The organism is Roseimaritima multifibrata, assembly GCF_007741495.1.
In the GTDB taxonomy this organism is placed as follows: Bacteria; Planctomycetota; Planctomycetia; order Pirellulales; family Pirellulaceae; genus Roseimaritima; species Roseimaritima multifibrata.
Genome location: NZ_CP036262.1, coordinates 323,213 through 347,032, shown reverse-complemented (window position 1 = coordinate 347,032; position 23,820 = coordinate 323,213). Strand labels below are relative to the sequence as shown.

Genomic DNA, 23,820 nt, shown 5'->3' with positions numbered 1-23,820 from the left:
CAAAGCTCAGCCATCGTTCAAAGCTTCGGCAACGGCCGACGATACGATGTTCCTGCGCCGCGTCTATTTGGATCTGACCGGCAACATCCCCAGCGTTACGCAGGTTCGCGAATTCCTCAGGGATACCTCGGCAGACAAACGGACACAGACCATCGACGCGTTGCTTGCGTCGCCCCAACACGCCACTCGCATGCAGTACGTTCTAGACGAAATGCTGATGGAACGCCGATCGGGCAAACATATTGCGGCCAAGGATTGGCGGTCTTTCCTGCGCAAGACCGCACTGGAAAACAAACCTTGGGACATTTTGGTACGTGAGATCCTTTCAGCGGACGGCAGTCAGGAAACGACGCGGACGGCAGCGAAGTTTCTGTCGATCGCGAATTGCACCGTGACGAAGTCACTCGCGACCTAGGGCGGATTTTTCTGGGGCGCGACCTGCAGTGCGCCCAGTGCCATGACCATCGGACCGTCGATGATTACCTACAACGACTCTATTTCGGCCTGATCGCGTTTATCAATCGGAGCTATTTATTCAAAGCCCCTAAAACCGGCGTCACTTCCATCGGCGAGAAAGCGGAGAAAGATTGCAGCCTTTTGCTCCGCGAAAACAGCTTTAAGGGAGCGTTCTTTCGCGGAGCGTTAGGCGACCATCACTAAATCAACAAGCCGCAAGCCGTCGGGCAATCGCATCGAAAGCACAATGAATTTGCCGATCGGCTTGCGTCGACCTCCTTCGCGGCGATGGCAACACGTGCCAGCTCGTTAGTTGCCGATGACAAACCGAGCACGGACCTTCACGCCGCATTTATCGTCGTATGTACAGCTATGGTGTTGGGCTAGATAATACTATGGACGTTTATGCGAAGGCGTAAGCGGATAGAATATGGATCAACAAACTTTGCAAATCGCACTGGTGAATTTATGAATAAGCCTGCTGAAACGTTATCATCTGCCGGCAAAACCGACCCAAAAACGCAATCGAAACCTGGACGTGCCTGGAAAGTTCGGTTTATCACCCTGTGCGTGATGTTGGTTCTGGCATTGGCTGGGATCGGATTCACTCAGGCAACGGAATCGGGCGCTTGGGAGTATTGGCTGTTTGTAATTGTGGTTTACGCGGCCCTGGGGCTTTGGAGGAGCACACGCAGCGCCAAGCAATCGGGGCAATCCATCAAAAAATCGATCGCCAAAGAACTATCCCACTGGGCGACGTTGCTTGCTTTCCTAGCGGCTCTGCTGCTACTGGAGCGTCGCGAGATCATCAATCGCGATTCCGCTTCTTACTTCGCAGTGATGCTACTGGCTTTGACCTGCTGCTTGGCTGGAGTCCACATCGACTGGCTGCTGTTAGTCGTTGGCATATCCTTAACAATCATGCTGTTATCGATGGCGATGCTGGAGCAATTATCCGCTTGGATTATCATGATTCTGGTCGCTTGCTTGGCAGTCGGTTTTTTCTATCTCAAATCAAAACGCGAAAACTTAGCGGTTAAGCCCCTCAAATAGTTCTGCGATTTGTTGTTCTGACACGGCTATGCTTCCCTACGCAATTTTTTTATGTCCAGCGATCCATCGAATCTTACCGCCCAGTCACCTCGATCAATTGTTCAGCAGAACTGGTGGCACAAGCCACTGATCTGGGGTGTGTTCCTGGTGCTGCTCTACACGCTGCGAGAGTTCTTTCTGATTGGATTTTTGACGTTTTTGTTTTGCTTCGTTGTCCGCAGCATGGTGGGGTTAATAACCCGCCACCTCGCGACTCATCGCATTCATGACCGCAGGCTTGATTTGCTGCTGACGCTGGCCATTTTTTTGTGTCTGTGTTTGTCGCTGTACGGACTTGGGCGGTTCTTTGTGCCTCCGCTGATACACGAAGGGAAGAGCCTGCTCGTACAGATGAAAGACACCAGTGCCGTCCAGGTGCAAAACACTCTGTTGGCCAATACGGTCGGAACATGGAATTTCGATCACCAGTTTGGTACCCCCGCTGACCAACGCTATCAGGAAGGACTCCGCCAGTTCCGCGCTGCTGGCCGCAGCGGTGTAGGGCTGTACCAAGAATTCCCTAAACTTGACTCAAGGCTCAAAGCCGAATTTGAAGTCAACTACGAAAAGGCTCAAGTGCTTCACTTACAGTCCCAAGAGACCGGGGCGAGTGTGCCGTTTCAAAAATGGTTCATGGAATTCAAAGCACCAGATATTTTCGATGCAAAACACGACTACTACGTTTCGCGCTGGCAAGCGACTCAAGCGTCTGAAGAAAATACGGATGAACCAGCACCCCCATCGCAGCCGACCGATTCTGAATCTTACCGTGACGAACGAATCCGGCAGCGAATCTGGGCCGACGTCAACGCCGATCCTGTGCTGCTAGCGCAACTCAGGAGCGAGTGGGCACAAGCGATGTCGACTCAGAAATGGGCAGAGTTTCGCGAATCTCCTGCATACCAAGCTCAATTCAAACAGTTCTACGAAACGCAATTTGCCGACGACTCCAACAACATACCGATCGACTACACCTACTTTCAAACTTTGGCAGCGGCCTACCCGCAGGGGAAGCAAGCCTTCTTGCAAGCGGTTGACCAGCACGACCAGACCGCCGAGGAGTCACCGGCGCACCAGCGATTCGATTTTGAATCGGCAACAAAACTAGAACTGGGGCAGCAGTGGTGGGCCACCAGCCCTACAGCGGACTGGGTGCGCGACCATGCAACCGAAGACGGCCCCAAGATACTCGAAGCAGGTGTGAATCGAATCGATCAAGGACTCAGCCACTTATTAAGAATCCCGATCCAGATCGGTACCGCACTGCTGTTGTCCATTTTCATGTTGTTTGAATGGCAGGGCGTGAAGTCGGGCGTGGCCAGCATTCGAAACACACGGTTGCGATCGATCTATGATGAAATTGCGCCGGGGGTTATCGCACTGGGCAAGCTGATCGGCAAAACGTTTCAGGGACAAGTGATCATTGCAGTGATCAACGCATGCCTGACACTGTTGGCCCTGTGGCTGATCGGCGTCGAGTACAAATTCATCCTTGCATTGGTCGTGTTTCTGTTCAGTTTCATTCCTGTGGCAGGAGTGATTTTGTCGGGCATTCCACTTTGTGGGATGGCCATTCTGCAACCTGGCGGATCGCTGTTAATGGCGGTGCAGGTGATCGGGGCCATCGCGATCATTCACTTGATCGAAGGGATGATCTTGTCACCGCGGATCATTGGCAAAATCGGCCATCTGCATCCCGTACTGGTGATTGCCATCTTGTTGATCGCTGAACACTTCTTCGGCATGTGGGGATTGGTGTTGGGCGTACCGGTAGCCATCTACTTGATCCGAGTAGTACTGCTGGATTCGCCCATTCCCGGAATCTACGAACCTGACCACAGTCCCAAAACCAGCGAAGCGTAGGCCAAGTCACCGAAACACACTTCGAGTGCCCTGAACATGCTTTGCCGAACATTTGATCTGTAAACGACAAGAACGCAGATGGCATTGAGCGCTCATTAAAGTCAATCCACAGCTTCTCCACGACCGATATCCTCGTAACCCAATTGATAAAACTGGCATGCTTACCAGCAAAGGGTGCCCGGTTTTTATAGCCGCTGGTAGAATCCTTGAATCTCGTTTCTTAATTCAATCTTGTGAAGGATTCCACCTCTGTGCCGTCTAGCAACGAGCCCAAACTCGGTACCTTTTCCACGCTATCCATCGGCATCGGCGGAATGGTGGGGGGTGGAATTTTCGCGGTCACCGGACTGACGATCACCGTCACCAAAGGTGGCGCACCGATCGCGTTCTTGATCGCTGGGATCGTGGCGTTGTTGACCAGTTACTCGTATCTAAAACTGACGCTGAGGTATCCCGGCGTAGGCGGTACGGTCGATTTCCTCAACCGGGCTTTCGGCAACGGCATCTTTACCGGAGCAGCGAACATCCTGTTGCTGCTCAGTTACGTCGTGCTGGTCGCCGTTTATGCCTATGCCTTCGGCAGTTACGGAGCTTGCTTCTTCCCAGAGGCCGATCGACCTTTCTGGACTCACACGCTGATCAGCGGCGTGATCGTTGGCTTGGTAGGCGTCAACGCCTTGGGGGGAAGCTTGGTCGTCCGAGCGGAAAATGTTTTCAATATCGTTAAGATCTTGCTTCTGGCCGGCTTCATCGTGGCCGGCCTGGCCACTCCAATGGAATGGAGTCGACTGGGGACGGAGCACTACGTATCGCCGATGGGTTTAGTCGCCGGAGCGATGCTAATTTTCTTGAACTACGAAGGCTTTGAACTGATTGCCAACGCCTCCAAGGATGTGGCCAATCCCAAACGCTCACTGCCGATCGCCTATCTAGGCGGCGTCCTTATCGTGATCGCGATATATATGCTGATTGTGATAGTGGTTGTCGGCCACCTTAGTTTCGCGGATGTGGCCCAGGACAGCGACACCGCACTTTCCGTCGCTGCACAGGACGTGCTGGGAAGGACCGGATACATCGCCATTGCGATTGCCGCATTGCTGGCGACCAGTTCGGCGATCAACGCCACGTTCTACAGCACTGGAAGATTGGCATACATCATCGCGAAGACGGGTGAACTGCCGTCGGAACTGAAGCGATCGTTTCGAGGCCAACACTTGGAAGGAACACTGATCACCGCGGTTCTGGCATTGGTCGTCGCGAACTTTGTGCCCTTAGATGCGATCGCGACGATGGGCAGTGCCGGTTTTCTATTGTTGTTCTTGGCTGTCAACGTGGCCAACTTGCATTTAGCTGGACAGACCAACAGCTACGCGTGGTTGTCCGGGCTAGCGGCGCTCAGTACGCTGATTGCTATGATTTTGCTGTGTATTAAGGTCGACGAGAATCCGGCGACTCGAAACCATCTGTGGATCTTGGTGGGCATGATCGTCGTTTCGTTGGCAATTGAGATCGTCTACCGCGGCGTCACCGGACGGAAAATTCAGCTGAGAAGGGTGCCTACTTCCAGCGATGTAAACGAAGTTGGCTAACGTTGGTTGTCGACGGACCGAGGCTGCCGCGGCAATCGCTTAGCCCCTAGAAATCGCGTGATTCGAATGCCTCTCTTGACCGGCACCCTTGAAACATCCATCCGCCTTTGGTTCTTCGCGACCGCACGTATCGGCGTGGTAACGTAACGTTCGCTGGGGTTTCGAAACGCACCAGTCAGACGCTTAACAGGAATACTACTGAAAATGAATGAGCAAATTCAAGCTATCGCAACCGTGCTTTCGTTGATGAACCCTGCGATCTGTGCAGCGATGTTTACTGCGGCAGAAACAGAACGATCCCTTGGCGAAAAGGTGTCCGACGCCACCAAGGCATCACTGGCTATCCTTGTGATCCTCTCGATCGCTGCTTTAGTCGGAACGCAGTTGCTGCATATGTTTGGCATTTCCCTGGATGCCTTCATGGTCGCGGGGGGCGGTGTGCTGGCGTGGATGGGATTCTCCATGCTCAATCGTCACCCCGATGCAGACGCCTCTAATTCGCCTCGGTCACTGACACCCTTGATCCTGTTTGCGGCAAGTCCGGGCACGATTACCGGGGTCATCACCCTTTCGGCCGCACACACACAATTGAAACTTCCGGTCACCGCCCTGGTGTCGATTGCCGTTTCGACCCTCTGCACTTGGTTAGTGATGCTGCTGGCTGCCCGCTTCGCAGGTTCCCAAAATCAGGGCGGATTCCTGCGGGACACCATGACACGCTTCATGGGATTGATCGTCCTGGCGATGGGCGTGCAGTTTGCACTAACCGGTTTTCATGCATTCGCGAACGCAGCAACAGCGCCCGGTTAATCTTGCGGAGAGAGCGTTCACCAGGAGTGGTTCAGAACCTCTTTGAGCGATATGATTAACCCGCCGTAGCACAGTCGCCAAGGTGACCGCGAGAGCGAAACCGCAAATAACTCTTTTCGATAATTGTCACACAGATGTCGCAAGAAAAAGATCATAAGCAGAACAGCCATCGTCACGGGCACCACAATGCCGATCATTCCACCGCCAGCAAAAAGAAGATGATTCATCACGACTGGCGGTTCTGGACCGCTATTACGCTGATGATTTTGGCGATGGTTGCTTATGTTTTGTCTCTTGACGAGGCGATGGCGCCCACCGACGTGGACCAAGCCGAAGTGCCGATGGTTGCCGAATAAACAGCAGGGGGGCGAAGCAATCGCCCCCCTCCGCTTGCTCGCAAACAGCTCCGCCTCAAGACAAAGAAATGGAGCGTCGCTCCCGCCCGACACGGGCTCAGGCTACTCGCTTGCTTCTTTTGTCACCAAATAGCTGCGGTTACCTCGGGTGACGTAAATAGCGTCTTCGCTTAATCGCAGGCAAAGATCGACAAGGAATTCGATCAGGCGATTGAATTCTTTTTCGATGTTAAACGAGACTTCGAAACGCTCCATCACGTCGTGATTGATCTGGGCGGATTGGTCGATCCAGTAGCCTTTGACCGGCGTAGGCGAATGCGTGTAGGCACGGTAGCGATGCATCAAAAATTCGTGGATCGCCGAGCGCGCCGTCTGCGTCCCGTGGAAAAACCGCGGGTCGTCTAGCTTGTGTGACGGAACGTAAAACACCGTCATCGTCCCCAGCGCCAGGATGTGGGGCGAGTCTTTAATACCCATCAATTGAATTGCTTTTGCATTGCGTCAAGAAACGGCTGGAACTGATCCGCCGGCAACTGATTGATTCCTGCAGCCGCCTTGCGTCCGCCGCCGGTTGGGAATTGTCGGCACAGGTCGTCGGCACCCGATTTGGTTTCCAACGGTGCACGGACGCTGACCAAGAATTCGCCCGATGGCAGCAAACTGGCTAACGCGTGGGCGCGGTGCGGGTTGTCGCGGGCCAATTGGTTGCTGTAGACACCACTAACGCGACGCGAGAACGATTCATTTGGGAACGAGAAGACAGCGCAACGCTCGGTTTCCATAACCGGATCGATCGACCCCGCACGTGCCATGTCGCTCTCGTACCCGTCACGCAGTGTTTGAAAGGTCGTGTCCGAAGTGATGAATTCGAACGGATCCGCGTAGGGTTGGATCTTGCGATACAAATCATCCGGCGAAAAGTAAAGGTCCTCGATCGTGCTTCCATAGCCGTTGTAGTTCAACAGCGTGCCGAGCGTTTCAAGCTGCCCCAGTTGCGATTCACTCAAATCAAGCGGAGCCGCGGCGGACCGAGCCGCATCGTGCAGGTTGTCGCCAAACAAGGCGGTCACAGCCCACGGAAGGTACGCACCGTCAAGGAAACGATTGACCAGCAGCCCCGTGCAAACGTCTCCGGCGGTATCAATCTGTGCGGTAAGGTTCGGGGATTCCGGCAGTTCGCCAGCAAAATGGTGGTCGAAATACTCGACGCGGACGCCTTCGCCAAGAAGACGCATCAGATCGTCACGATTTTTATCCAGCGAAATGTCAAGCACCGTCGCCGTGTCGCCCGATTGTCCATGGACGCGTTTCAGCAGATTGATGTCGCGTTTGACCCCCGTGACTAACGTGCTTTCGCGTGGCTGGGCGAGACGAAGCTGATGGAGGGCACAGATCCCATCCGCATCACCATTAAAAACATCGAAATGAGGCACGTCTGACTCCTGTGAGCACTTTCGGGAAAACGTAAAATGTACCCTCGCGCCGGCAAACCGAAAACAGTCAGCTCTGCGTCCGGAATCGACCGTCCCATTTAGCGGCTTGCTCCCTAGCGACGATCGGCTCGGCGGAGAGCGGGATTTCGACGAAAGGGGAGGGCGATCATTGGCAAAATCGCCGCCCTCCGAACGGTTCACCGTCGGTTCTACCCGTCGTTTCCTGTCCTCATCGTTTCCGCTAGACTACCCAACATGAACAAACGACTCCGCCGAATCAGCAAATACCTGACTTATATATTGCGACACGAACCCCATTCGATCGGTTTAAAACTGGACGAAGAGGGGTATCTTCCCATCGACGAATTGGTCGAAAAAGCCAATGCATCGGGCAAAACGATCACGGCGGACCTGATCCAACAGGTACTGACCCGGCAAGACCCACCTCTATTCGCCTTGAGCGACGATGGGACTCGCATCCGAGCCCGCACTCTTTAAGCCCGGAAGTGCCGTGCCGGTCGATCCCAAGCTCTAGCCGGCGTAGCCACAGAGAGGATTTGACGACCGAAGCTGCCGTCGCCAGTCAGCGGAAAAATCTCCACGCCCTGGCGAACGTTGTTACAGACGCTCGCTCTTCTACGCTAACGCTTGAGTCAGCCAATTGCCTCATTCACCTTGTAGGCTTCTAACTTCGGCTGACGCGACGATGCCGAGCGCGATTCGATTCCTCGATCGCCGGACGTACGATTCGCCAGGCTGAAATCGGCAACCACTGGATTCCGATTTCCAGCACCCGGAAGAGCAGGGGGCGACTGAACGGATCCTTATCGAGGAGCCTACTGCGATCCCCCAGACTGAAGATGAATGTTGCCACAGCCGGCACCGCCGCGAGGGTTTTACTCACGATACGATCAATCGTCGATTCGATCGGCGATGACTTTGGCGGTTATGGGGTCAACGTGCAATTCGCGTTTTTGTCCGTCTTTGTAAATTTCAATTTCCCAGTAACGCCGCTCAAACGAGACTTCCTCAAAGTTCCTGTAGCTGCCATGATCCAAAACGGACTGGAGCAATTTTGACAACGCCATCGACTCGGCGGGTGGTGCTTGCTCCGGATCGTCACGGTGCTGCGAAAGCACCTTGCCAGTGAGAGGGTCAACGGTCAGTTCCAACGATTCGTTTCCTTTGCGAGCCTCGACTTCCCATCTGCCGTCGTCCCTCGACAACTCGGCGAACGGTCCATAACCCTCTTTCTCCAAACCCTGCACGATTTCAACCATCGAAAGTACTTGACGGTTGGGGGATTCGCCGACCGCACTGACTGCAGAGATTGCGCCGACGGGAATCATTGCCACAGCGGCGAGCGAGTAAAGTAGTGATGCATTCATGTTCGGGCTCCATTAAAAGGATTCATTTGTCGATGCTCTGCACACACAAACGACTTGTGTGCTTCAGGACACCTAAATGAATACTAGGCGGGCTTGATGAAGCGTGGCTGAGGTGAATCTAAATTCCACTTCATATTCGCTGTCCGTTGCTCAGCGGGTGTCGTTGATGAAATGGATTCACTTTGCGGCTGTGGGTAAACCAAGCGAACGCAGTGATGAAGCGTCATCGACATCGCATCAACGTCGCGAGGATCTGGCATCTCGGTGAGGTAACGTAAAACCGCGTCTTTGATCGAGCGTAACATGGTGGCCCTCTTTCAGGAGAGTGTGTTTACGGGACCGCATAAACGCGGCCGATGCTGGCGCTGTGTCAGCGTCTGAAAGAAGTATCGCCTTGACAGTTAAGGGAACCCTGAAGCGAAGATAAAATCGGGTTCATCATGCAGAAAAGGTTAGGACGCTAGCTAATTTGCGACCGGCAAACAGAGCGTAAAGCAACTGCCCTGGCCTAGAGTGCTCGCACATTCCAAGCTGCCACCGAGCGTTTCAGTGATTCGGCTGGCGATTGCCAGTCCCAGGCCGGTGCCAGCGATTCCTCGACGGCGAGCTTCGCTGGACCGAAAAAATGGATCGAAGAGTAATGGCAAGTCTTGCTCGGCGATGCCTGGCCCTGAATCGCCCACCTCAATGACCGCTTGGCTATCTTTTTCAAACGAGCGGACGACCACGGGAGTTCCCGCTTCGCCGTATTTCATTGCGTTGAATACCAAATTGTCGACAACTCGCCCCAGCAGCGCCGGTGTCGCACGAACCAATGTGGATTCCTCAAGCCGACTTTCAAGCTGCAGATCGGAGAATCGCGAGTGGGCTGACCAGGTGTCCGCTTGATTTTCCAGCCATGATTTCAGGGCGATATTTCGTAGCGACGGCGAAGCGGAATCGGCGTTGCTGCGAGCAAGAAACAATAACGATTCGACGATTTCTTGCAGCGACTGAGTTTGATTACGCAATAACTGCAAATTCGCTCGGTACTCGTGTTCGCTTCGTGGGCGACGCAATGTCACGTCGATCTGGCCCAGCAATACCGTGATCGGCGTCCGCAATTCGTGAGCAGCATCGCCTGTAAACCGACTCTGCTGTTCGAACGCCGACTGCTGTCGATCGAGCAAGCGATTGAACGCCGTCCCAAGCTCCGTCAGTTCGTCGCCAGCATCACTATGCGTCAGCCTTGATTGAAAATCCTTCCCGGTGATCGCTTGGGCTTGGTCGGCCATTGCGGCAACCGGGCGAAGCGCCCTGGAAACCACCCAGCGTCCCAGCATCGCCGCGATCGACCATGCCAGCAGCGGAAGAAGCATCACCAATGAGGTAAGCCGAAATAGGATCGCATCGCGGGGAACGGTGGAACGCCCAACCACGATCGTAAGCTGGTCGAATTCGTCCAATTCACGTTGCAGGCGAACCGGACGAGGCGCCGCCACTCGTTCGCCCATCAACACCAAATCGCCTTCGTTGCTGGTCGTCACCGTATTGGTCGTGTTGGCGATCCTAAGGTACGCCCGAGTCGCCGCGAGAGAAAACAAGTCGTTACCGGCCGACCGAGATTGCTCGACAATTCGATGGTCATCGCCAAATACGGCCCACTGGATCTCACCAAATTCGTCATGAACGCCAAAGTCGATCGAATGTTCCAGCGGTTGCCACTTCACCTCAGTCTCTTCGACTTCCGCGGCCGCAACCAGGGAACCGAGCACATCACGCAATTCACCGGCAAACTGTGAATCGATGTGCTTGCGTGTCACGGTGTAGAACACCAACGAATACACGACCAAGATAATGCCCAGCGCGGCCAGAAAGAAAACACTAACGCGATTGGTAAGGCTCATGGTTATTGTGACATTTCCAGAATGTATCCCTGACCGCGCCGTGTTTGAATCACTCGTGGACCGTTCTTTTCCAGTTTGCGACGAAGATCTTTGACATGCACTTCAAGCGTGTTGGACATTCCGTCAAAGTTTTCATCCCAAACGGTTTCATAAATCCGAGTTCGCGAAAGCACACGCCCAGGATGCCGCACGAACATCGTCAGCAGCGACAATTCTTTGGCCGTTAGGTCAAGCGGCATTTCGGCACGCGTGGCGCGTTGCTGCCCCAAATCAATCCGGATGTCTTGGTATTCCAAATGCAGCGATTCCGATTGCCCCTGACGCCTCAACAGCGTCCGCACGCGAGCCAATAGTTCTTCAAACGCAAACGGTTTCGTCAAGTAGTCATCAGCACCGGCATCCAGTCCCGTCACGCGTTCACTAATCCCATCACGTGCGGTCAGGAACAGCACCGGCGTGGTGCGATTTTTTTGCCGAAACCGTTTCAAAATCTGCAGCCCGTCCTCGCCCGGCAACCACCAATCCAAAATCACCAGATCCCAAGTCTCCGACTGCAGTCGCAACCACGCGTGATTGCCGTCGGCGACGTGAGTGACCGCATAACCTTCCTCGGCCAAACCGCGAACCAGGAAATCGGCGATTCCGGGTTCATCCTCAATCACCAGTATTCGGACACTCATCTTAGACTCGAAACAAAACGTTAAAGTGGTACTTGAATTTCAATATAAGCCAACCACCTAAGCAAACCATAAGCCAGAGATAAAGTTTTCTTTATCAACGACGCGACAAAAGCGATACTCAAGATCCAGATAAATGTTCTTGTCCGAGATAAAGTCGTTTTTAAGTTCCCTTCAGTGAAGCATTATGTCGCGGTGCGATAGTGACAACAGACACTTTCCCCCGATACCGGATCACTGGAGACAACCATGTCAAGTTTCGTGTTCGCCGTCCAATTCATCGCCGTCCTCACTTCCGCAGTGCTGATTTTGGCTTGCTTCGCCGGTTCCCTAAAAGAGCAAATTGATTCCTCTACACATACCACCCCCCGATCACAGCAAGATTGAGGCAGCGATCGTTGGCGAATGCTTGGCAAATGGAACGCTTTTTGAAAAAATAAAAAACGGCGGAAACGGAAACGTGACAATCAGCCGCGATCAGTGCAAGAAAACGCACTCTTCTTTGAAGGCTCCCCCCAAGCGACAGAACCGGTAGCGGACCCGTCCCCCCGCGTTATGGATGGCGAGAAATTTGAACCGCGAAGGGACACCGAGAAAGCACATCCATTCAAAACCGGAAGCGTAGCCCCAGTGATTCACTGTGAGGCAGTAGCTTTAACAATCACTTCAGAACCAATCGGTTCGCTTGACGGTGGTGAATGCGTCCCCTCCTGTGGCGGAAGCGTGAATGTTGGTTTTGAGCGGCTACAATATGACGGCTATGACGTGCGGTCCCGCAATGCCTGGATCCTGAAATTTGGATCTGAAAAAGGCGGACATGAAATTTTGCAACGAGGCCGCACCTAAACCTCCACTCGAGAGCTCCATGAATCCTTCGACAAACCGCTTTCAACGTGCGACGCTCACTGCACTTGCTACCGCGTTGCTCTTCACTTTTGCATGCGGGAACTTGCCTGCACAGACAACGGATGGCGAGCGACCAACAATCATTACGTTGGGAGATTCGATCACCAAAGGTGTTCGACCTGGAGTCTCTGCAAACCAGACCTTCGCTTCGATTTTAGGCAAGGAACATGGGCAACGAGTTTTGAACGTGGGGATTGGTGGCGAGCGAACCGATCAGGCGCTGAAACGACTGGACAAAGATGTGATCGCCCTGCGGCCGCGTTTTGTTTTAATCATGTATGGCACGAATGACAGTTACATCGATAAAGGAAAAACCGAAAGCCGTATCACCGTCGCTGCCTACAAGAAAAACCTAGAGGAACTGGCCGGCAGACTGCTCCTGGAGGGCATCGAGCCCATCTTGATGACGCCTCCGCCTTTGGCGCCCAATGCAGCGGTAAATGGAATTGGCGAATCTCCAAACATCTCGCTTCAGGAATTCGTAAAGGCATGTCGCCAGGTTGCGATGGAGAATGACCTGCCACTGATCGATCTTTACGAACATTGGAGCGACGCCGAAGCGGCCGGGACAGATTTAGCAAGCTGGACAACCGATGGTTGCCATCCGAACCCTGTCGGACATAAAGAGGTTGCGAAACTGGTGCTGAAAACTTTACGAGCTATTGGGACGCCCAACACAAAATTGGTTCCGATCAAAATCCAGCTGGAAACGGTCCTCAAACGTGAAGATCCGAAAGACCCAACCCTATGGTTTCATCCACGATTGGCGATCGGAAACGAAAACGAAATTGTGATGACCGTTCAAAAGTTTCTGGGACGCTCGGACCATTTCTCCGGGCTTAGCACGATGCAGACCAAGGATTTTGGAAAACATTGGCAGGGCCCAACTCAGCACCAGGGACTTGACTGGGTGACGGAACCGGAAGGAATCAATGTTGCCGTCGCCGACGTGACGCCCGGATTTCATCAGCCGACCGGTCGCTTCCTGGCGATTGGCGCCCAGGTACGATACAGCGAAGACGGAAAACAACTGAACGACAAGAAACGATCCCACCAAACCGCGTACGCCATCCGGCAGCCCAGCGGCGAGTGGTCCTCTTGGAAGCGGCTGGAAATGCCCGAGGATGAACAATTCGATTTCGCTCGGAGCGCTTGCGCCCAATGGACCATCGAGGACGACGGTTCATTGCTGCTTCCGTTCTATATTCGCAGCGGCAACTCGGCCCCTTTTGCCACAACGATCGTTCGGTGCGACTTCGATGGCGAGACCATCCGCTATCGTGAACATGGTGAAGTCCTTCAGCTGGACGTCAAACGGGGACTGTATGAACCGTCGATCATCAAATACCAGGGCCGCTATTTCTTGACGATGCGAAATGACTTGCGTGCTTATGTCACAGTTTCCGACGACGGTTTGAACTACCGACCGATCAAAGCATGGACCTTTGACGACGGAAGCGACCTGGGCAGCTACAACACCCAAGCACATTGGCTGGAAACAGGAAAAGGCCTGTTTCTGGTTTACACACGCCGTGGAGCAAACAACGACCACGTGATGCGACATCGAGCCCCACTGTTCGTCGCACAAGTAGATCCCGACCGACTTCATCTGATTCGGTCGACCGAAAAAGTGGCTGTCCCTGAACGTGGAGCGACGCTGGGCAATTTCGGAGTGGCGTCCATCAACGACAATGAATCGTGGGTGACTGTGGGTGAAGGACACATCACAGACAAAGTCAAGGAACATGGCGCGGACGGCAGCTTGTTCCTCGCTCGCGTTCAGGCACAAGCGACCGAACCGGTTGCCTTCACGGCCATGGGCTGCGGACCTTATTCCCCTGCGGCGGAACAGGCATTGAAGAAATATATTGAACGGGAAAACGTCGATCCTTCCAGCCGATTCATTGTTCATTGTGGCGACATCGTGCCGGGCAAGATCAAAGATTGGCCGGAATCACAATATGAGAAAGTGGCAGACCTATTAGCAACTGGCAACCGATTGCCGACTTTCATCGTGCCTGGTGACAATGAATGGAATGACCAGGTCGATCCAGATCGCCACTGGGGTTACTGGCAAAACCACTTCATGAAGTTTGATGAGAGATGGGATTTGCCCACAGGGACGGAGCAAGTCGAGCGGCAGTCCACTCGCCCCGAAAACTTCGCGTTTCAAATGGACCAAGTCTTGTTTATCGGCATTAACAAAGTTGGCGGCAAGGTCCACGACAAGGAGGAATGGGAAAAACGTTTAGAGCAAAATGGCGAATGGATTGCAAAACAGTTGACGGCTCATCAGGATGAAGTCCATTCCGCCGTAATCTTTGCGCAGGCAAGCGCCTCTTCCAAGATCGGTACGTTTCAGGAATCTCTTGTCCAAGCCGCTACCGAATTCGAGAAACCCATTTTGTATCTGCACGCCGATGGCCATCAATGGATGAATGAACCGGGAAAGTATGGGGCAAACATCACACGTGTCCAACTGGATGTCGTCAATGGAGCTTTTCCGCCAGTACAGGTTCAAGTTACTGGAAATCCAGACCAACCATTCGTGTTTGACCGTCGGCTTGACCAACGATTCGACCAAGCGAACTAACCTATAGAAGCTCTGCTACGCATGAGAGCGGAAAGTGATTTTGGCAAGAAAATGGGGGCAAGAAAATATAGACGAGAGCAGCGTCAAACAACCAAAACGTTGAACGCAATATTTCTACAGTCTCCTATTTTCTTGCCCCCATTTTCTTGCCCGATTTCGTGGGAGGCTGTGGGTATTGATCACGACTCATGGACGGAAATACCTTGCAATATCTTTTGTGTGTCCGTTCCTAGTTTCTCAAAGGCGCCCAACACGTCGGGAAAAGGGGCGGTGACCGGTTCGACTCGATCGCCCGTTGTATAGATCACCGTTCCAGACCACGGGTCGGGAGCGCCGGGTAAAAACAGCGTTACCGAAGCGGAAGCGTCCGACGCATCCTCGGGAAATCGCTCGACTTCGAACGCCAAGCGTGAATAGCCCTCCAAATGAACCTTGACGGGCTTGAGCCGATTCTTTGCGATGTCGCCACCGATGTTTCCGCTCAGCTGTTCTTTAAAGATCGCGTAGCGGGGAAACATCATCAGCAGGTATTTCTCAACCCATCCAGTGAATTGACGGGAGACCGAACGACCGGCCAAGATTCCGGCAACGAAACAGGCCAGCACAATAAGCAGCACCGCGATTGCGAAAACAAGCGCGTACCCGGTGGCATCATTGATTCCAAGGTATTCCCCCAGCAAAGGTTGAACCTGAACCGCAACCGCAAAGACCACCTGTCCGATCTGCCCCAGAAAGAACAGAAGCACGACAAGAGGTAACAGAAAAAAAATTCCCCCAATCGCCGTGGCGCGAAGAAACGAAAGATGACCGATTACGTGCTTTTTCATACTGCGATTCGCTTTCCAAAGGTGATTCACAAAGGATAGTGCAGAATCGACAGAGAAACTTGGTTCGCTTTCTCTTTTGGACCAAGAAGCAGAAAAATCAAATGGTCAGCAACCGCACTGCCCATTTTCCTGCCCCCATTTTCTTGCCAAATACCCGCCTACAGGCAGCCCCTACTGAAGCGATTCCTGACGGAGCAGCGCTTCACGCAACCGGATCGCTGAATCATGATCGAACCCTGGGGGATTCCGATCGATCAGCCAATCCAGATCCTCGATCGCCCCCCCACGCCGGTCGGTCATCGCACGGACCTGGGATCGCATCATCCTCGCCTCAATCGATTCAGGGCGAACAGCGACCAGAGCTCCACAGTAGCGATGGATCGATTCGCCGTCTTGAGTTCGACCGGCGACGCCGATCAAGTTATTCAGCACACGCGCAAGAATCTGGTCAACCGTTTGGCCGCGCAAGTCGTCGTCCGTCATGGGCCGGTTCACGTAGGCAGCCACAATAGCTTCGGCATCTTTGCGAGACAGCAACTTGCCGCGTTCAAAGACATCGACCAACTGTTCTTCGTCGTCGGTAATCACATGCTTGACAACAAAGTGTCCGGGCAGGCCGACTCCCTCGACGGACAAACCAAGACGTTTTCCCAACTCCATATAAAGGATCGACAGTGTGATCGGAAGCCCCTCGCGGTCGTCAATCACACTATTCAGATGGCTGTTGGCGGGGTGATCATATTCGGCACGTCCACCATGAAATCCGTTCTCTTCAAACAGATAACGGTGCAGGGCTTTCCGACGGGCAACCGCATCGGCGTCGGCTGCCAAATCCTCTTGAATCTCCTCGGCCATCGCATCGACTCGAGCGACGTACGCGTCAACGTCGATGTCGGGATTGTCCAGTTTTGCGATCAGCAAACTTCCCTCCAAGAGCTGTGAATCGGCGTCGGATGGATCGGCCAACAACGCCGCCAAACGCCCCAATGTTGGCGATGCTTGCACATCGGCCGCCAGCTTGCGCAAGTGTTCGGCTTGCTGTTCCAACTGAACCGCTTGACGATGAAGTTCGCGTGATACGGCGTCGCCCGATTGACCAAGAAGCGAAACCTGGGAAGCGTCGACCATGGACAGCGGATCGGGCTGTGCGACGACTTCGTCAAGCAGTTCTTTGGCCGGTTCGGAAAGAGACAGATCCGGAAGATTCTCTCCAAATTGAAAACCTTTAAAATCCGGATTGGTGTCACGGAATTTCACCAAGCCAAACCTGCCCGATGTCAGCTGTTGGTCGGTCGATTCGATCACCAAGTGCCCATTCACAAAACACTTCAATCGGCCCGGTTCAAATCGCACACGCAGGTGGTTCCACTGACCGGGGAGATAGTGCTCGGATCCCAGCTCTTCCAGAACCTGCCAGGAATAAACCGATGACCCTTTGAAGCAGGTCAAACGCAGATTTCCGTTGCTTGCGTAGAAACCATAGTGGCGATGTTGGCCGTCGGAATGAAAGGCCAGCCCAGCCGCACCGGCTTCATCGTCCAGCCGCACTTCCACGGCAATCTCCTTAGGCGATTCATCTGGCGTCTCGCTGCTCAGACACAGGGACCGGCCACCGAAACCGTTTCCTAGACCGCGAGCGGTAACCAATCCCCCACGCTGCTGCCAAGTGGCACCGAAAAGCGGCGTCCATTTTTTTTCGCTGATTTTTCCCAGCCGCACCCAGCGGTCAATGCTGACGGGATTCGGGTTCTCACGGAGAGCAACAAGCTGACTGATCGGAATTGCGAATCCAAGATTATCATCGATCGCCGATTTCATATTAATGATTCCGACCACCGATCCTTGCGTATCGACCAGCGGGCCGCCGCTGTTTCCAGGTTGGACCGGTATCGCCAGCTGGATCATCTCGCGTCCTTCTACTTCACGGACCGCCGAAACGATTCCGGCCACCACACTATCGCGCAGCCCCAGTGGATTTCCGAAAGCCAGAACCCGCACACCCTGTTGGGGCAGTTCACCGCTGGCCAGCGACAAGGGGGGCAGGGGATCGCCGGAAACATCAACCCGAATCAATGCCAAGTCACCCGTGCGGTCCGAAGCCTCCACCGCGGTCACCGGCAATTTCCGGCCGGCTCGCGTTTCAACCGTGAAGGACCTGCCCTCACTGATCACGTGAAAATTGGTCGCGATCAAACCGGCCGCGTCAATCACGAATCCGGTTCCCATCTGGATCTGATCGCCATCGCGTCCGCGCACTTTGATGGTGACCACCGACGGTCGCACCTTTTCGATCAGCGGCTGAAAAGATTCATCGTGTGTACCCGCGTTTTCTTCATCGTCCGCCCACAACGTTGGCAGGCTTAGCGGGGCAAAGCCCATAGTGAAGATCAAAACCAAGCATAATCGCAACATATTCATTCCTCGAATGTGACGCTCCCATCTTAACCGCTGGGCAACGCGGCGGACAATTCAATCCAGCTGGTTCGAACGCTGGGACGCTCTCATAAGATCTGGCCCGCTAATTGATTCAGTCGGCGACGAGAGCGTCGATGTCGTCCAGCGAGATCTTAACGACTTCCATGGTTTGCTTTGCGCCGGAAAAAGCGACCAGAAGGTGTCCGTCGTGTTCGATCATGTGGGGGTAGTCGACGTGGCGACCGCCGACGAGATTAAAGAGATGAGTGTAAACAAGGCCATCAGCGCTAATCGCGAGAGTGAGCGGATCGCGAGCCTTTGGATTGGCGTTGGAAACAAGGACGTGGTAGCCGCGCGAGGTGCGGAGGGCAAAGAACTTGCTAGTCGCGTCGGGGAAGTTGGTGCGTGCGATCCGGGTCCAGCTTTTGCCATTGTCTGTAGAGAAGGTCCGTAGCATGCGTTTGGAATTACCGTTGTCGCGGATCAAGCCGACGATATTTTTCCCATCCGGAAGGGTGTACCAGTAAGGCTCCTCGGGACGCCCCTTCCCATCGTAACTGGCCAACGGGTGAACCGCCCACTGATCGAAACCGTCGACGCCGCCGACCATGACGGAGACTTGGCGTTTGTGGTCCCGGCGGGTCATCATCCATTCGCCATTCGGCAGTTTCTTAGGTGGAAAGTTATTCATGGAATCATCCAGAACGGTACCGTGATCCTGCCACTTGCTCGAATCCTTATCCCAGCGAAAGGCCTCTAAGCTGAGGCCAGCGCCGGAGTAGCCCGGTGCGTTGAAGTGGGTCGAGAGTGCGAGAAGGTCTCCGTCACGAACCCACAAGCCACGAGCGATCCAGCCGAACCCTTCGGTGCGAGGCGGACCGGTGAGGTCGGCCGGTTTGCTCCAATGGACGCCGTCGACACTGGTGGCGTAAGAGTTCCGCGTGCCGGGGCGATCATGACCGGGCACCCGATTGCGATGCGCTGCGGGGGAGACGCCACTATGCGGAACGCCGGGGCCGTCGCTCCACATCGCCCAGTAGCGTCCGTCGTAATATGCAAGGTAAGCATGCTGATGGACCCAGGTGCCACCTTTATCGCGAACATCACTAAGGATGGAATGCTGCGAAGGGACGTGGGGAAGTTTGCTGAAATCAATCTTCTTGGGATCGGTCCCGGTGGTCGTCAAGTTCAGCATCAACCTGCTTTCCGGGGCCTTCTCCGGGTGCGGAAAGGAATAATCCGATTCGTCCGCCGTGGCCGAGAGCATCATGCCAGCAAGAAGGAATGCGCCGAGAACAAGTGAACGGTAGAACGGGATCATTTTATCTTGCCAGTTGTAGGAGGGAGAGAGGATTCTACCTGAAACGTTGCAAACCTCTCTGATCGAATTGCATTTGTTCCAAGGAATGTTCGACGGTTATCACTTTACTCGACGCCCACGGATCGATGGGGCAGGCACCTACGCTTCACCTTGCTTTCGGGAAGATGGACGCAAGGTAGCCGAACAGCACGAGCCATCCGGTTACGGCGACTCAAACCCAGCGGATCACCGGGTCGCTCGCGCGGCTCCGCTACCTCTAAAAGGCATAAGGATTGTCGCTCGGATCTCGGGACGTGAAGTTTATAAGTGACGAAAGTCTGGCTCCCCTCGCCCCTAAGCAAGCTCGTTGTTGCGGAAGAAACATTGGCGCGATCATTGCGTCATCTCTCCCTTTTTGTCTGATTTTGCGGAGCTTGCTTGGGGGAGAGGGGCTGGGGGTGAGGGGGAATTTCCGCGAGGCGATTTTGCCGCGCACGCCCGGTTAACGCCTTGTGTTTTAAGCGTTTGCGTCACTCCTTGCCCTGCCTCTGTCGACCCCCTCTCCCCCAGCCCCTCTCCCCCAAAACAAGCCCTTGAATTGCAGTCGATTGGACCAGCTGACGAACTGTTGATCCAATATCAAAACTGTTTTAAGGGAGCTTGTTTTGAGGGCGAGGGGAGCCAGATTTTCTTTACTTATTCTTTTCGATGTCCCCCGAGCCGAAAGCGGTCGTGCAACGCATTCGGATTGTCGATCAGCTCTCCTAGCCGAAAGTCGTCGTCCCCCCGCGCTCTCGGTTCGGAGAACCGAGCAACATTGACTGTTCCAAATTTCGGCGGCAAACCAATTTGCGAGGGCAGGCAGTTAAATGGGCGGAGGCCGTTTTGCTTTCGGCGATTCTTTCCGGTGAGTATGATGATGTCGAAACCATACTCTCCTGGAATTTAAAACATGCAGAATCTATTTCGACAGTCGATATTTACCGTCTGCTTATTGGCGATTGCTTGCGGACATCATTCTGTCACATTCGCAGAGGATGACAAAAATACCGAGCAAAGTTTTTCGGTAGTGTTGCTTCCCGACACCCAAAACTACTCTGAAAAATACCCAGACACATACGTCTCGCAGGCACTTTGGATTCGGCAACAGGTCAAGAAAGACAACATCAAATTTGTCATCCACCTGGGCGATATCGTGCAAACACCGACGCAAAAACCCGAATGGGAAAACGCCGATCGCGCCATGCGGCTTCTGGACGGTGTCGTGCCCTACAGTGTGGCACCAGGCAATCATGACATGCTGTTAAAGAACCGCGATTCAACGCTGTACAACCAGTACTACTCACCCGCACGATTCGAAGGCAAACAGTGGTACGGCGGGCACATGGGCGAAACCAACGACAACAACTACTGCTTCTTTGAGGCGAATGGCATGAAATTCATGATCATTAACCTTGAATTCGCTCCGCGTGATGAAACACTGGAATGGGCGGCGGGCATAGCGAAGCGATTTCCTGATCACCGCGTGATCGTCGCGACGCATTGCTACATGCGTCCCAAGGGTCGAGACACCAGTTGTGCAACGGCCTACGACATAGCCGGCAACAGTGGCGAACAGATCTGGCAAAAACTGATTCGCAAGCAACCAAATATTTTTCTCGTTGTCAGTGGGCATGTACTGGGTGTGGGACTGCAGACAAGCGTGAACGATGCCGGCGGAAAGGTACTGGAAATGCTGACCGACTATCAAGGGCTTCCCAACGGCGGCGACGGCTGGCTCCGTTCGCTACAGTTCGTGCCCGCCGAAAACAAGATCCACGTCAAAACGTATTCGCCTCTATTGGATAAAACCAATCTGGAAGAACACGAAACATTCTCGTTAGATTACGAAATGACCACGGCGAAACGGAAAGCCGGTTGATTTGCAGACGCAAATTCATCTCATGCAACCGCTCGTTCTCGATACGGGCGGGTATGCCCTCCGGCAAAAAATACGGTTCTCCGCCAAACGCGGTATCGCCCGGAGGGACGTGCGATATATAAGTTGACGGTTTGACAGCAGCTGGCACCTGCCCAGACATCCAAGCGCCACGTCCCCTCGTCGGTTTACCCGACAGGAACGCAAGATTTGAAATTAGAGGTGGTTGCCCCCACGGTTTTCGCATCCCGTTCGGATTGCCGCTTTCAGCGGCAATCCGAACGGGATGCGTTTTCCTAGAGCCATGCGAACTAATTTCAAATCTTGGCTTCATGCCAGGCAAGCTGGCATGGGGCCTTTTCTCCCTGCCACACTCACTACTTATTTATCGCACAACCCAACGAACTAGGCGGAAGCCAACAAGAGCTCGCAATCCATTCCTGTTCCGGGGGCCTCACCCTCGGCAGAGATTGTGTCGCCCCTTCGGGCCTAGGGCAGCCAAGATCCTAACCCGCTGCGTAAGCGAGGGACCGAAAGAGCAGGCCGCAAACCCTCGCCTACGCAGCGAGTTGGGATTTCCTGATGGATTGCCGCACAGCGACAACCTGCTCAGATACCGTGATTGATAAATTTCACATCTCGAACGAAAGGCGACAATCGGCCGGTCCGTTAGGCCTGTCCTAGCACGCTTGCATTTGCCCTTCATCTATTTTGGTTTCCGATGCCATCGCCTGAGCGGAGAACTGGTCCAATTCGCCTCGCAGGATCCTCACTTCCTCTGGAGCGACGATGCCAAGCGTGATTCGGTTGCCTTTGATTCGAACCACTTCGACGGTGATATTGCCATCGATGACCAGCTTTTCACCAACTTTTCGACTTAGAACTAGCATTGAATTCTTCCTTGATTTCGGTTGCTGCGGCAAATGAGGGGGGAGTGTTTGTCGGTTGCCGCTTGCCAACACTTTTATTATCCGCATGGGGAGTGACAACTTAGGTCACAGGGGAAGAATGAAAAGGCAAATAGCCTGGCGGGGTGCAAGAGCAGACCACGCGTTCCATCCAGTGCGTGAGCTTGGCTTTCGCGCTAGAACGCAACCCTTGGAGCGACACCCGAACACCTACGAACAGCGACGGAACACAACACCCCCAGCCCCCCCAGTGTAACCATCGCGTCTCCTCATGAATCGTCGCACTTAGAACCTGCAGCGGTGGACGACAAGCCTAAGGCGGCATTTTCCTGCCACGCTCTGATTGCCGAAGACAACCATATCAATCAACTTTACATCGCTGAATTGATGAAGTATTTGGGTTGTACATGCGACGTCGTCGAAAACGGCGATGAGGCTCTGAACGCTTTACAGAAAAACCGCTACGACCTGATCCTAATGGATTGTCAGATGCCAGAGATGGACGGATTCACGGCAACACGGGAAATCCGCCGCCTCCAATCGGTCGGCGAACTTCCAGAACAACTACCGATTATCGCACTCACCGCCAACGCGCTCAAAGGCGATCGCGAACGCTGCCTTGACGCAGGCATGGACGACTATCTGACAAAGCCGCTGCTCGCAGCACAACTGCAAGCGATGCTGGAAAAACACCTTGAGAAGGCATCGTCAGGCGTCAACGCACGCGTCTAAAGCCGCCTCGTTGTGCTGCGGTCCGTTCTGACCGAACCGCCGAGAGTTTCGCGTCGTTCCCCAACTCCCAACTCCCAACTCCCAACTCCCAACTCCCAACTCCCAACTCCCAACTCCCAACTCCCAACTCCTACTTCCCGGCAAGTTCCTGCCGTAGTTCGGGCAAGTAATCGACGCACCGTTGCATCTCCGCAGCGAGCTGCGACACATGGAATTCGATACGGTTGCTGTCTGACAATCGCCCGGCAAGTTCGATTTCATCGGCCCGTTTCCGAATCTCTTCGGCGCAAAGAATGCCAGCCAACCCTTTTAGCGAATGGGAAATGTCCGCCGTGGCGACCATGTCCCGTTCAGAAACAGACTTCTGAATCCGTTCCACATACTGAAACCCGGTCGCCTCCAGTTCATCCAAAAGCTCGCAGGCTAATTCAACACTTCCACCACAGATTTCCAGCAGAGGCGGAGCATCGATCGGCACGGATTCGTGCGACAAACCATTCACCCCCGAATGTTGACTTACAGGATTCTTCTTAATTCGATCGATCGATTCCAATTTCTCGGTTCCCATCAATTGGTTCCGTAACGCGTATTCCGACATCAGGTTCCAGGGTGCAACCGACTCATTCAATATGAACGAGCCGCATCGATAGGCAAACACGCTCTAACGATCA

General features: G+C 53.9%; 22 protein-coding genes and 1 pseudogene. 11 read left to right on the top strand and 12 right to left on the bottom strand.

All coding sequences use genetic code 11. The features are described 5' to 3' along the window. Positions 1–46: 46 nt before the first annotated feature. From FF011L_RS27155 to FF011L_RS01325, 6 genes and pseudogenes are all read left to right on the top strand, one after another. Positions 47–660 (top strand): annotated as a pseudogene (locus tag FF011L_RS27155) (DUF1549 domain-containing protein). 264 nt (positions 661–924) lie between these two features. After that, a complete protein-coding gene (locus tag FF011L_RS01345; RefSeq protein ID WP_145349603.1) occupies positions 925–1,509 on the top strand; it encodes a hypothetical protein in 585 nt (194 codons plus the stop codon). Positions 1,510–1,560: 51 nt separating this feature from the next. Further along, the gene (locus tag FF011L_RS01340) at positions 1,561–3,411 is read left to right on the top strand and encodes an AI-2E family transporter (RefSeq protein WP_145349602.1); all 1,851 of its coding nucleotides are present in this window, start codon (positions 1,561–1,563) and stop codon (positions 3,409–3,411) included. A 251-nt stretch (positions 3,412–3,662) separates the two neighbouring features. Further along, positions 3,663–5,000, top strand: a complete 1,338-nt coding sequence (locus FF011L_RS01335) for an APC family permease (RefSeq protein WP_218932933.1) — start codon at positions 3,663–3,665, stop codon at positions 4,998–5,000. 204 nt (positions 5,001–5,204) lie between these two features. Continuing rightward, entirely contained in the window at positions 5,205–5,810 is a 606-nt protein-coding gene (locus FF011L_RS01330) for a MarC family protein (protein ID WP_145349601.1), read from the top strand. A gap of 134 nt (positions 5,811–5,944) precedes the next feature. Then, on the top strand, positions 5,945–6,166 hold the full coding sequence (locus tag FF011L_RS01325) for a hypothetical protein (protein ID WP_145349600.1): 222 nt from the start codon (positions 5,945–5,947) through the stop codon (positions 6,164–6,166). 102 nt (positions 6,167–6,268) lie between these two features. Here the strand turns inward: FF011L_RS01325 and FF011L_RS01320 are convergent, their stop codons facing one another. After that, positions 6,269–6,643 carry a hypothetical protein gene (locus FF011L_RS01320; protein WP_145349599.1) on the bottom strand — a complete coding sequence of 125 codons (375 nt, stop codon included), beginning with the start codon at positions 6,641–6,643 and terminating at the stop codon, positions 6,269–6,271. After that, complete coding sequence (locus FF011L_RS01315; RefSeq protein WP_145349598.1) at positions 6,643–7,599, bottom strand: acetyltransferase; 957 nt, start codon at positions 7,597–7,599, stop codon at positions 6,643–6,645. Before FF011L_RS01315 ends, FF011L_RS01320 begins: the two co-directional genes overlap by 1 nt. A 255-nt stretch (positions 7,600–7,854) precedes the next feature. On the opposite strand from FF011L_RS01315, the gene FF011L_RS01310 reads away from it, so the two are divergent. Continuing rightward, on the top strand, positions 7,855–8,097 hold the full coding sequence (locus FF011L_RS01310; protein WP_145349597.1) for an RNA 2'-phosphotransferase: 243 nt from the start codon (positions 7,855–7,857) through the stop codon (positions 8,095–8,097). Between the two features lie 187 nt (positions 8,098–8,284). On the opposite strand, the gene FF011L_RS01305 is transcribed toward FF011L_RS01310, so the two are convergent. From FF011L_RS01305 to FF011L_RS01285, 5 genes are all read right to left on the bottom strand, one after another. Further along, complete coding sequence (locus FF011L_RS01305) at positions 8,285–8,503, bottom strand: hypothetical protein (protein WP_145349596.1); 219 nt, start codon at positions 8,501–8,503, stop codon at positions 8,285–8,287. A 7-nt stretch (positions 8,504–8,510) separates the two neighbouring features. Beyond that, positions 8,511–8,987 (bottom strand): PepSY domain-containing protein, encoded by a 477-nt coding sequence (locus tag FF011L_RS01300; protein ID WP_145349595.1) that lies wholly within the window; start codon positions 8,985–8,987, stop codon positions 8,511–8,513. A gap of 83 nt (positions 8,988–9,070) precedes the next feature. Continuing rightward, positions 9,071–9,292 carry a hypothetical protein gene (locus FF011L_RS01295; RefSeq protein WP_145349594.1) on the bottom strand — a complete coding sequence of 74 codons (222 nt, stop codon included), beginning with the start codon at positions 9,290–9,292 and terminating at the stop codon, positions 9,071–9,073. 159 nt (positions 9,293–9,451) lie between these two features. After that, entirely contained in the window at positions 9,452–10,873 is a 1,422-nt protein-coding gene (locus FF011L_RS01290) for a sensor histidine kinase (RefSeq protein ID WP_145349593.1), read from the bottom strand. A gap of 2 nt (positions 10,874–10,875) precedes the next feature. Continuing rightward, positions 10,876–11,553, bottom strand: coding sequence for a response regulator transcription factor (locus tag FF011L_RS01285; protein ID WP_145349592.1), 678 nt, complete (start codon positions 11,551–11,553; stop codon positions 10,876–10,878). 862 nt (positions 11,554–12,415) lie between these two features. Between FF011L_RS01285 and FF011L_RS01280 the strand changes: the two genes are divergently transcribed. After that, entirely contained in the window at positions 12,416–15,049 is a 2,634-nt protein-coding gene (locus FF011L_RS01280; protein ID WP_218932932.1) for a GDSL-type esterase/lipase family protein, read from the top strand. Between the two features lie 179 nt (positions 15,050–15,228). On the opposite strand, the gene FF011L_RS01275 is transcribed toward FF011L_RS01280, so the two are convergent. From FF011L_RS01275 to FF011L_RS01265, 3 genes are all read right to left on the bottom strand, one after another. Next, positions 15,229–15,876 carry a DUF502 domain-containing protein gene (locus FF011L_RS01275; protein WP_145349590.1) on the bottom strand — a complete coding sequence of 216 codons (648 nt, stop codon included), beginning with the start codon at positions 15,874–15,876 and terminating at the stop codon, positions 15,229–15,231. A gap of 171 nt (positions 15,877–16,047) precedes the next feature. Continuing rightward, positions 16,048–18,288: a transglutaminase family protein gene (locus FF011L_RS01270; RefSeq protein WP_218932931.1), complete on the bottom strand. Its 2,241-nt coding sequence runs from the start codon at positions 18,286–18,288 to the stop codon at positions 16,048–16,050. Between the two features lie 115 nt (positions 18,289–18,403). After that, positions 18,404–19,486 carry an exo-alpha-sialidase gene (locus FF011L_RS01265; RefSeq protein ID WP_218932930.1) on the bottom strand — a complete coding sequence of 361 codons (1,083 nt, stop codon included), beginning with the start codon at positions 19,484–19,486 and terminating at the stop codon, positions 18,404–18,406. Between the two features lie 172 nt (positions 19,487–19,658). Here FF011L_RS01265 and FF011L_RS01260 point away from each other — a divergent pair, with 172 nt between their 5' ends. Beyond that, complete coding sequence (locus FF011L_RS01260) at positions 19,659–19,922, top strand: hypothetical protein (RefSeq protein ID WP_145349587.1); 264 nt, start codon at positions 19,659–19,661, stop codon at positions 19,920–19,922. Positions 19,923–20,543: 621 nt separating this feature from the next. Beyond that, entirely contained in the window at positions 20,544–21,512 is a 969-nt protein-coding gene (locus FF011L_RS01255; protein WP_145349586.1) for a metallophosphoesterase, read from the top strand. A 677-nt stretch (positions 21,513–22,189) separates the two neighbouring features. On the opposite strand, the gene FF011L_RS01250 is transcribed toward FF011L_RS01255, so the two are convergent. Next, a complete protein-coding gene (locus tag FF011L_RS01250) occupies positions 22,190–22,399 on the bottom strand; it encodes a carbon storage regulator (protein ID WP_145349585.1) in 210 nt (69 codons plus the stop codon). A gap of 318 nt (positions 22,400–22,717) precedes the next feature. On the opposite strand from FF011L_RS01250, the gene FF011L_RS01245 reads away from it, so the two are divergent. Further along, positions 22,718–23,149 (top strand): response regulator, encoded by a 432-nt coding sequence (locus FF011L_RS01245; RefSeq protein ID WP_246109656.1) that lies wholly within the window; start codon positions 22,718–22,720, stop codon positions 23,147–23,149. Positions 23,150–23,279: 130 nt separating this feature from the next. Here FF011L_RS01245 and FF011L_RS01240 read toward each other — a convergent pair whose 3' ends face one another. After that, positions 23,280–23,747 (bottom strand): Hpt domain-containing protein, encoded by a 468-nt coding sequence (locus tag FF011L_RS01240; RefSeq protein WP_218932929.1) that lies wholly within the window; start codon positions 23,745–23,747, stop codon positions 23,280–23,282. Between the last annotated feature and the right edge of the window lie 73 nt (positions 23,748–23,820).

Excerpts from the sequence above, each read along its gene's own strand:
- FF011L_RS01345 (WP_145349603.1), top strand. The coding sequence starts at position 925 with ATGAATAAGCCTGCTGAAACGTTATCATCTGCCGGCAAAACCGACCCA.
- FF011L_RS01285 (WP_145349592.1), bottom strand. The coding sequence starts at position 11,553 with ATGAGTGTCCGAATACTGGTGATTGAGGATGAACCCGGAATCGCCGAT.
- FF011L_RS01295 (WP_145349594.1), bottom strand. The coding sequence starts at position 9,292 with ATGTTACGCTCGATCAAAGACGCGGTTTTACGTTACCTCACCGAGATG.
- FF011L_RS01310 (WP_145349597.1), top strand. The coding sequence starts at position 7,855 with ATGAACAAACGACTCCGCCGAATCAGCAAATACCTGACTTATATATTG.
- FF011L_RS01280 (WP_218932932.1), top strand. The coding sequence starts at position 12,416 with ATGAATCCTTCGACAAACCGCTTTCAACGTGCGACGCTCACTGCACTT.
- FF011L_RS01240 (WP_218932929.1), bottom strand. The coding sequence starts at position 23,747 with ATGTCGGAATACGCGTTACGGAACCAATTGATGGGAACCGAGAAATTG.
- FF011L_RS01330 (WP_145349601.1), top strand. The coding sequence starts at position 5,205 with ATGAATGAGCAAATTCAAGCTATCGCAACCGTGCTTTCGTTGATGAAC.
- FF011L_RS01265 (WP_218932930.1), bottom strand. The coding sequence starts at position 19,486 with ATGCTGAACTTGACGACCACCGGGACCGATCCCAAGAAGATTGATTTC.
- FF011L_RS01340 (WP_145349602.1), top strand. The coding sequence starts at position 1,561 with ATGTCCAGCGATCCATCGAATCTTACCGCCCAGTCACCTCGATCAATT.
- FF011L_RS01270 (WP_218932931.1), bottom strand. The coding sequence starts at position 18,288 with ATGTTGCGATTATGCTTGGTTTTGATCTTCACTATGGGCTTTGCCCCG.
- FF011L_RS01255 (WP_145349586.1), top strand. The coding sequence starts at position 20,544 with ATGCAGAATCTATTTCGACAGTCGATATTTACCGTCTGCTTATTGGCG.
- FF011L_RS01275 (WP_145349590.1), bottom strand. The coding sequence starts at position 15,876 with ATGAAAAAGCACGTAATCGGTCATCTTTCGTTTCTTCGCGCCACGGCG.
- FF011L_RS01325 (WP_145349600.1), top strand. The coding sequence starts at position 5,945 with ATGTCGCAAGAAAAAGATCATAAGCAGAACAGCCATCGTCACGGGCAC.
- FF011L_RS01300 (WP_145349595.1), bottom strand. The coding sequence starts at position 8,987 with ATGAATGCATCACTACTTTACTCGCTCGCCGCTGTGGCAATGATTCCC.
- FF011L_RS01290 (WP_145349593.1), bottom strand. The coding sequence starts at position 10,873 with ATGAGCCTTACCAATCGCGTTAGTGTTTTCTTTCTGGCCGCGCTGGGC.
- FF011L_RS01320 (WP_145349599.1), bottom strand. The coding sequence starts at position 6,643 with ATGGGTATTAAAGACTCGCCCCACATCCTGGCGCTGGGGACGATGACG.
- FF011L_RS01250 (WP_145349585.1), bottom strand. The coding sequence starts at position 22,399 with ATGCTAGTTCTAAGTCGAAAAGTTGGTGAAAAGCTGGTCATCGATGGC.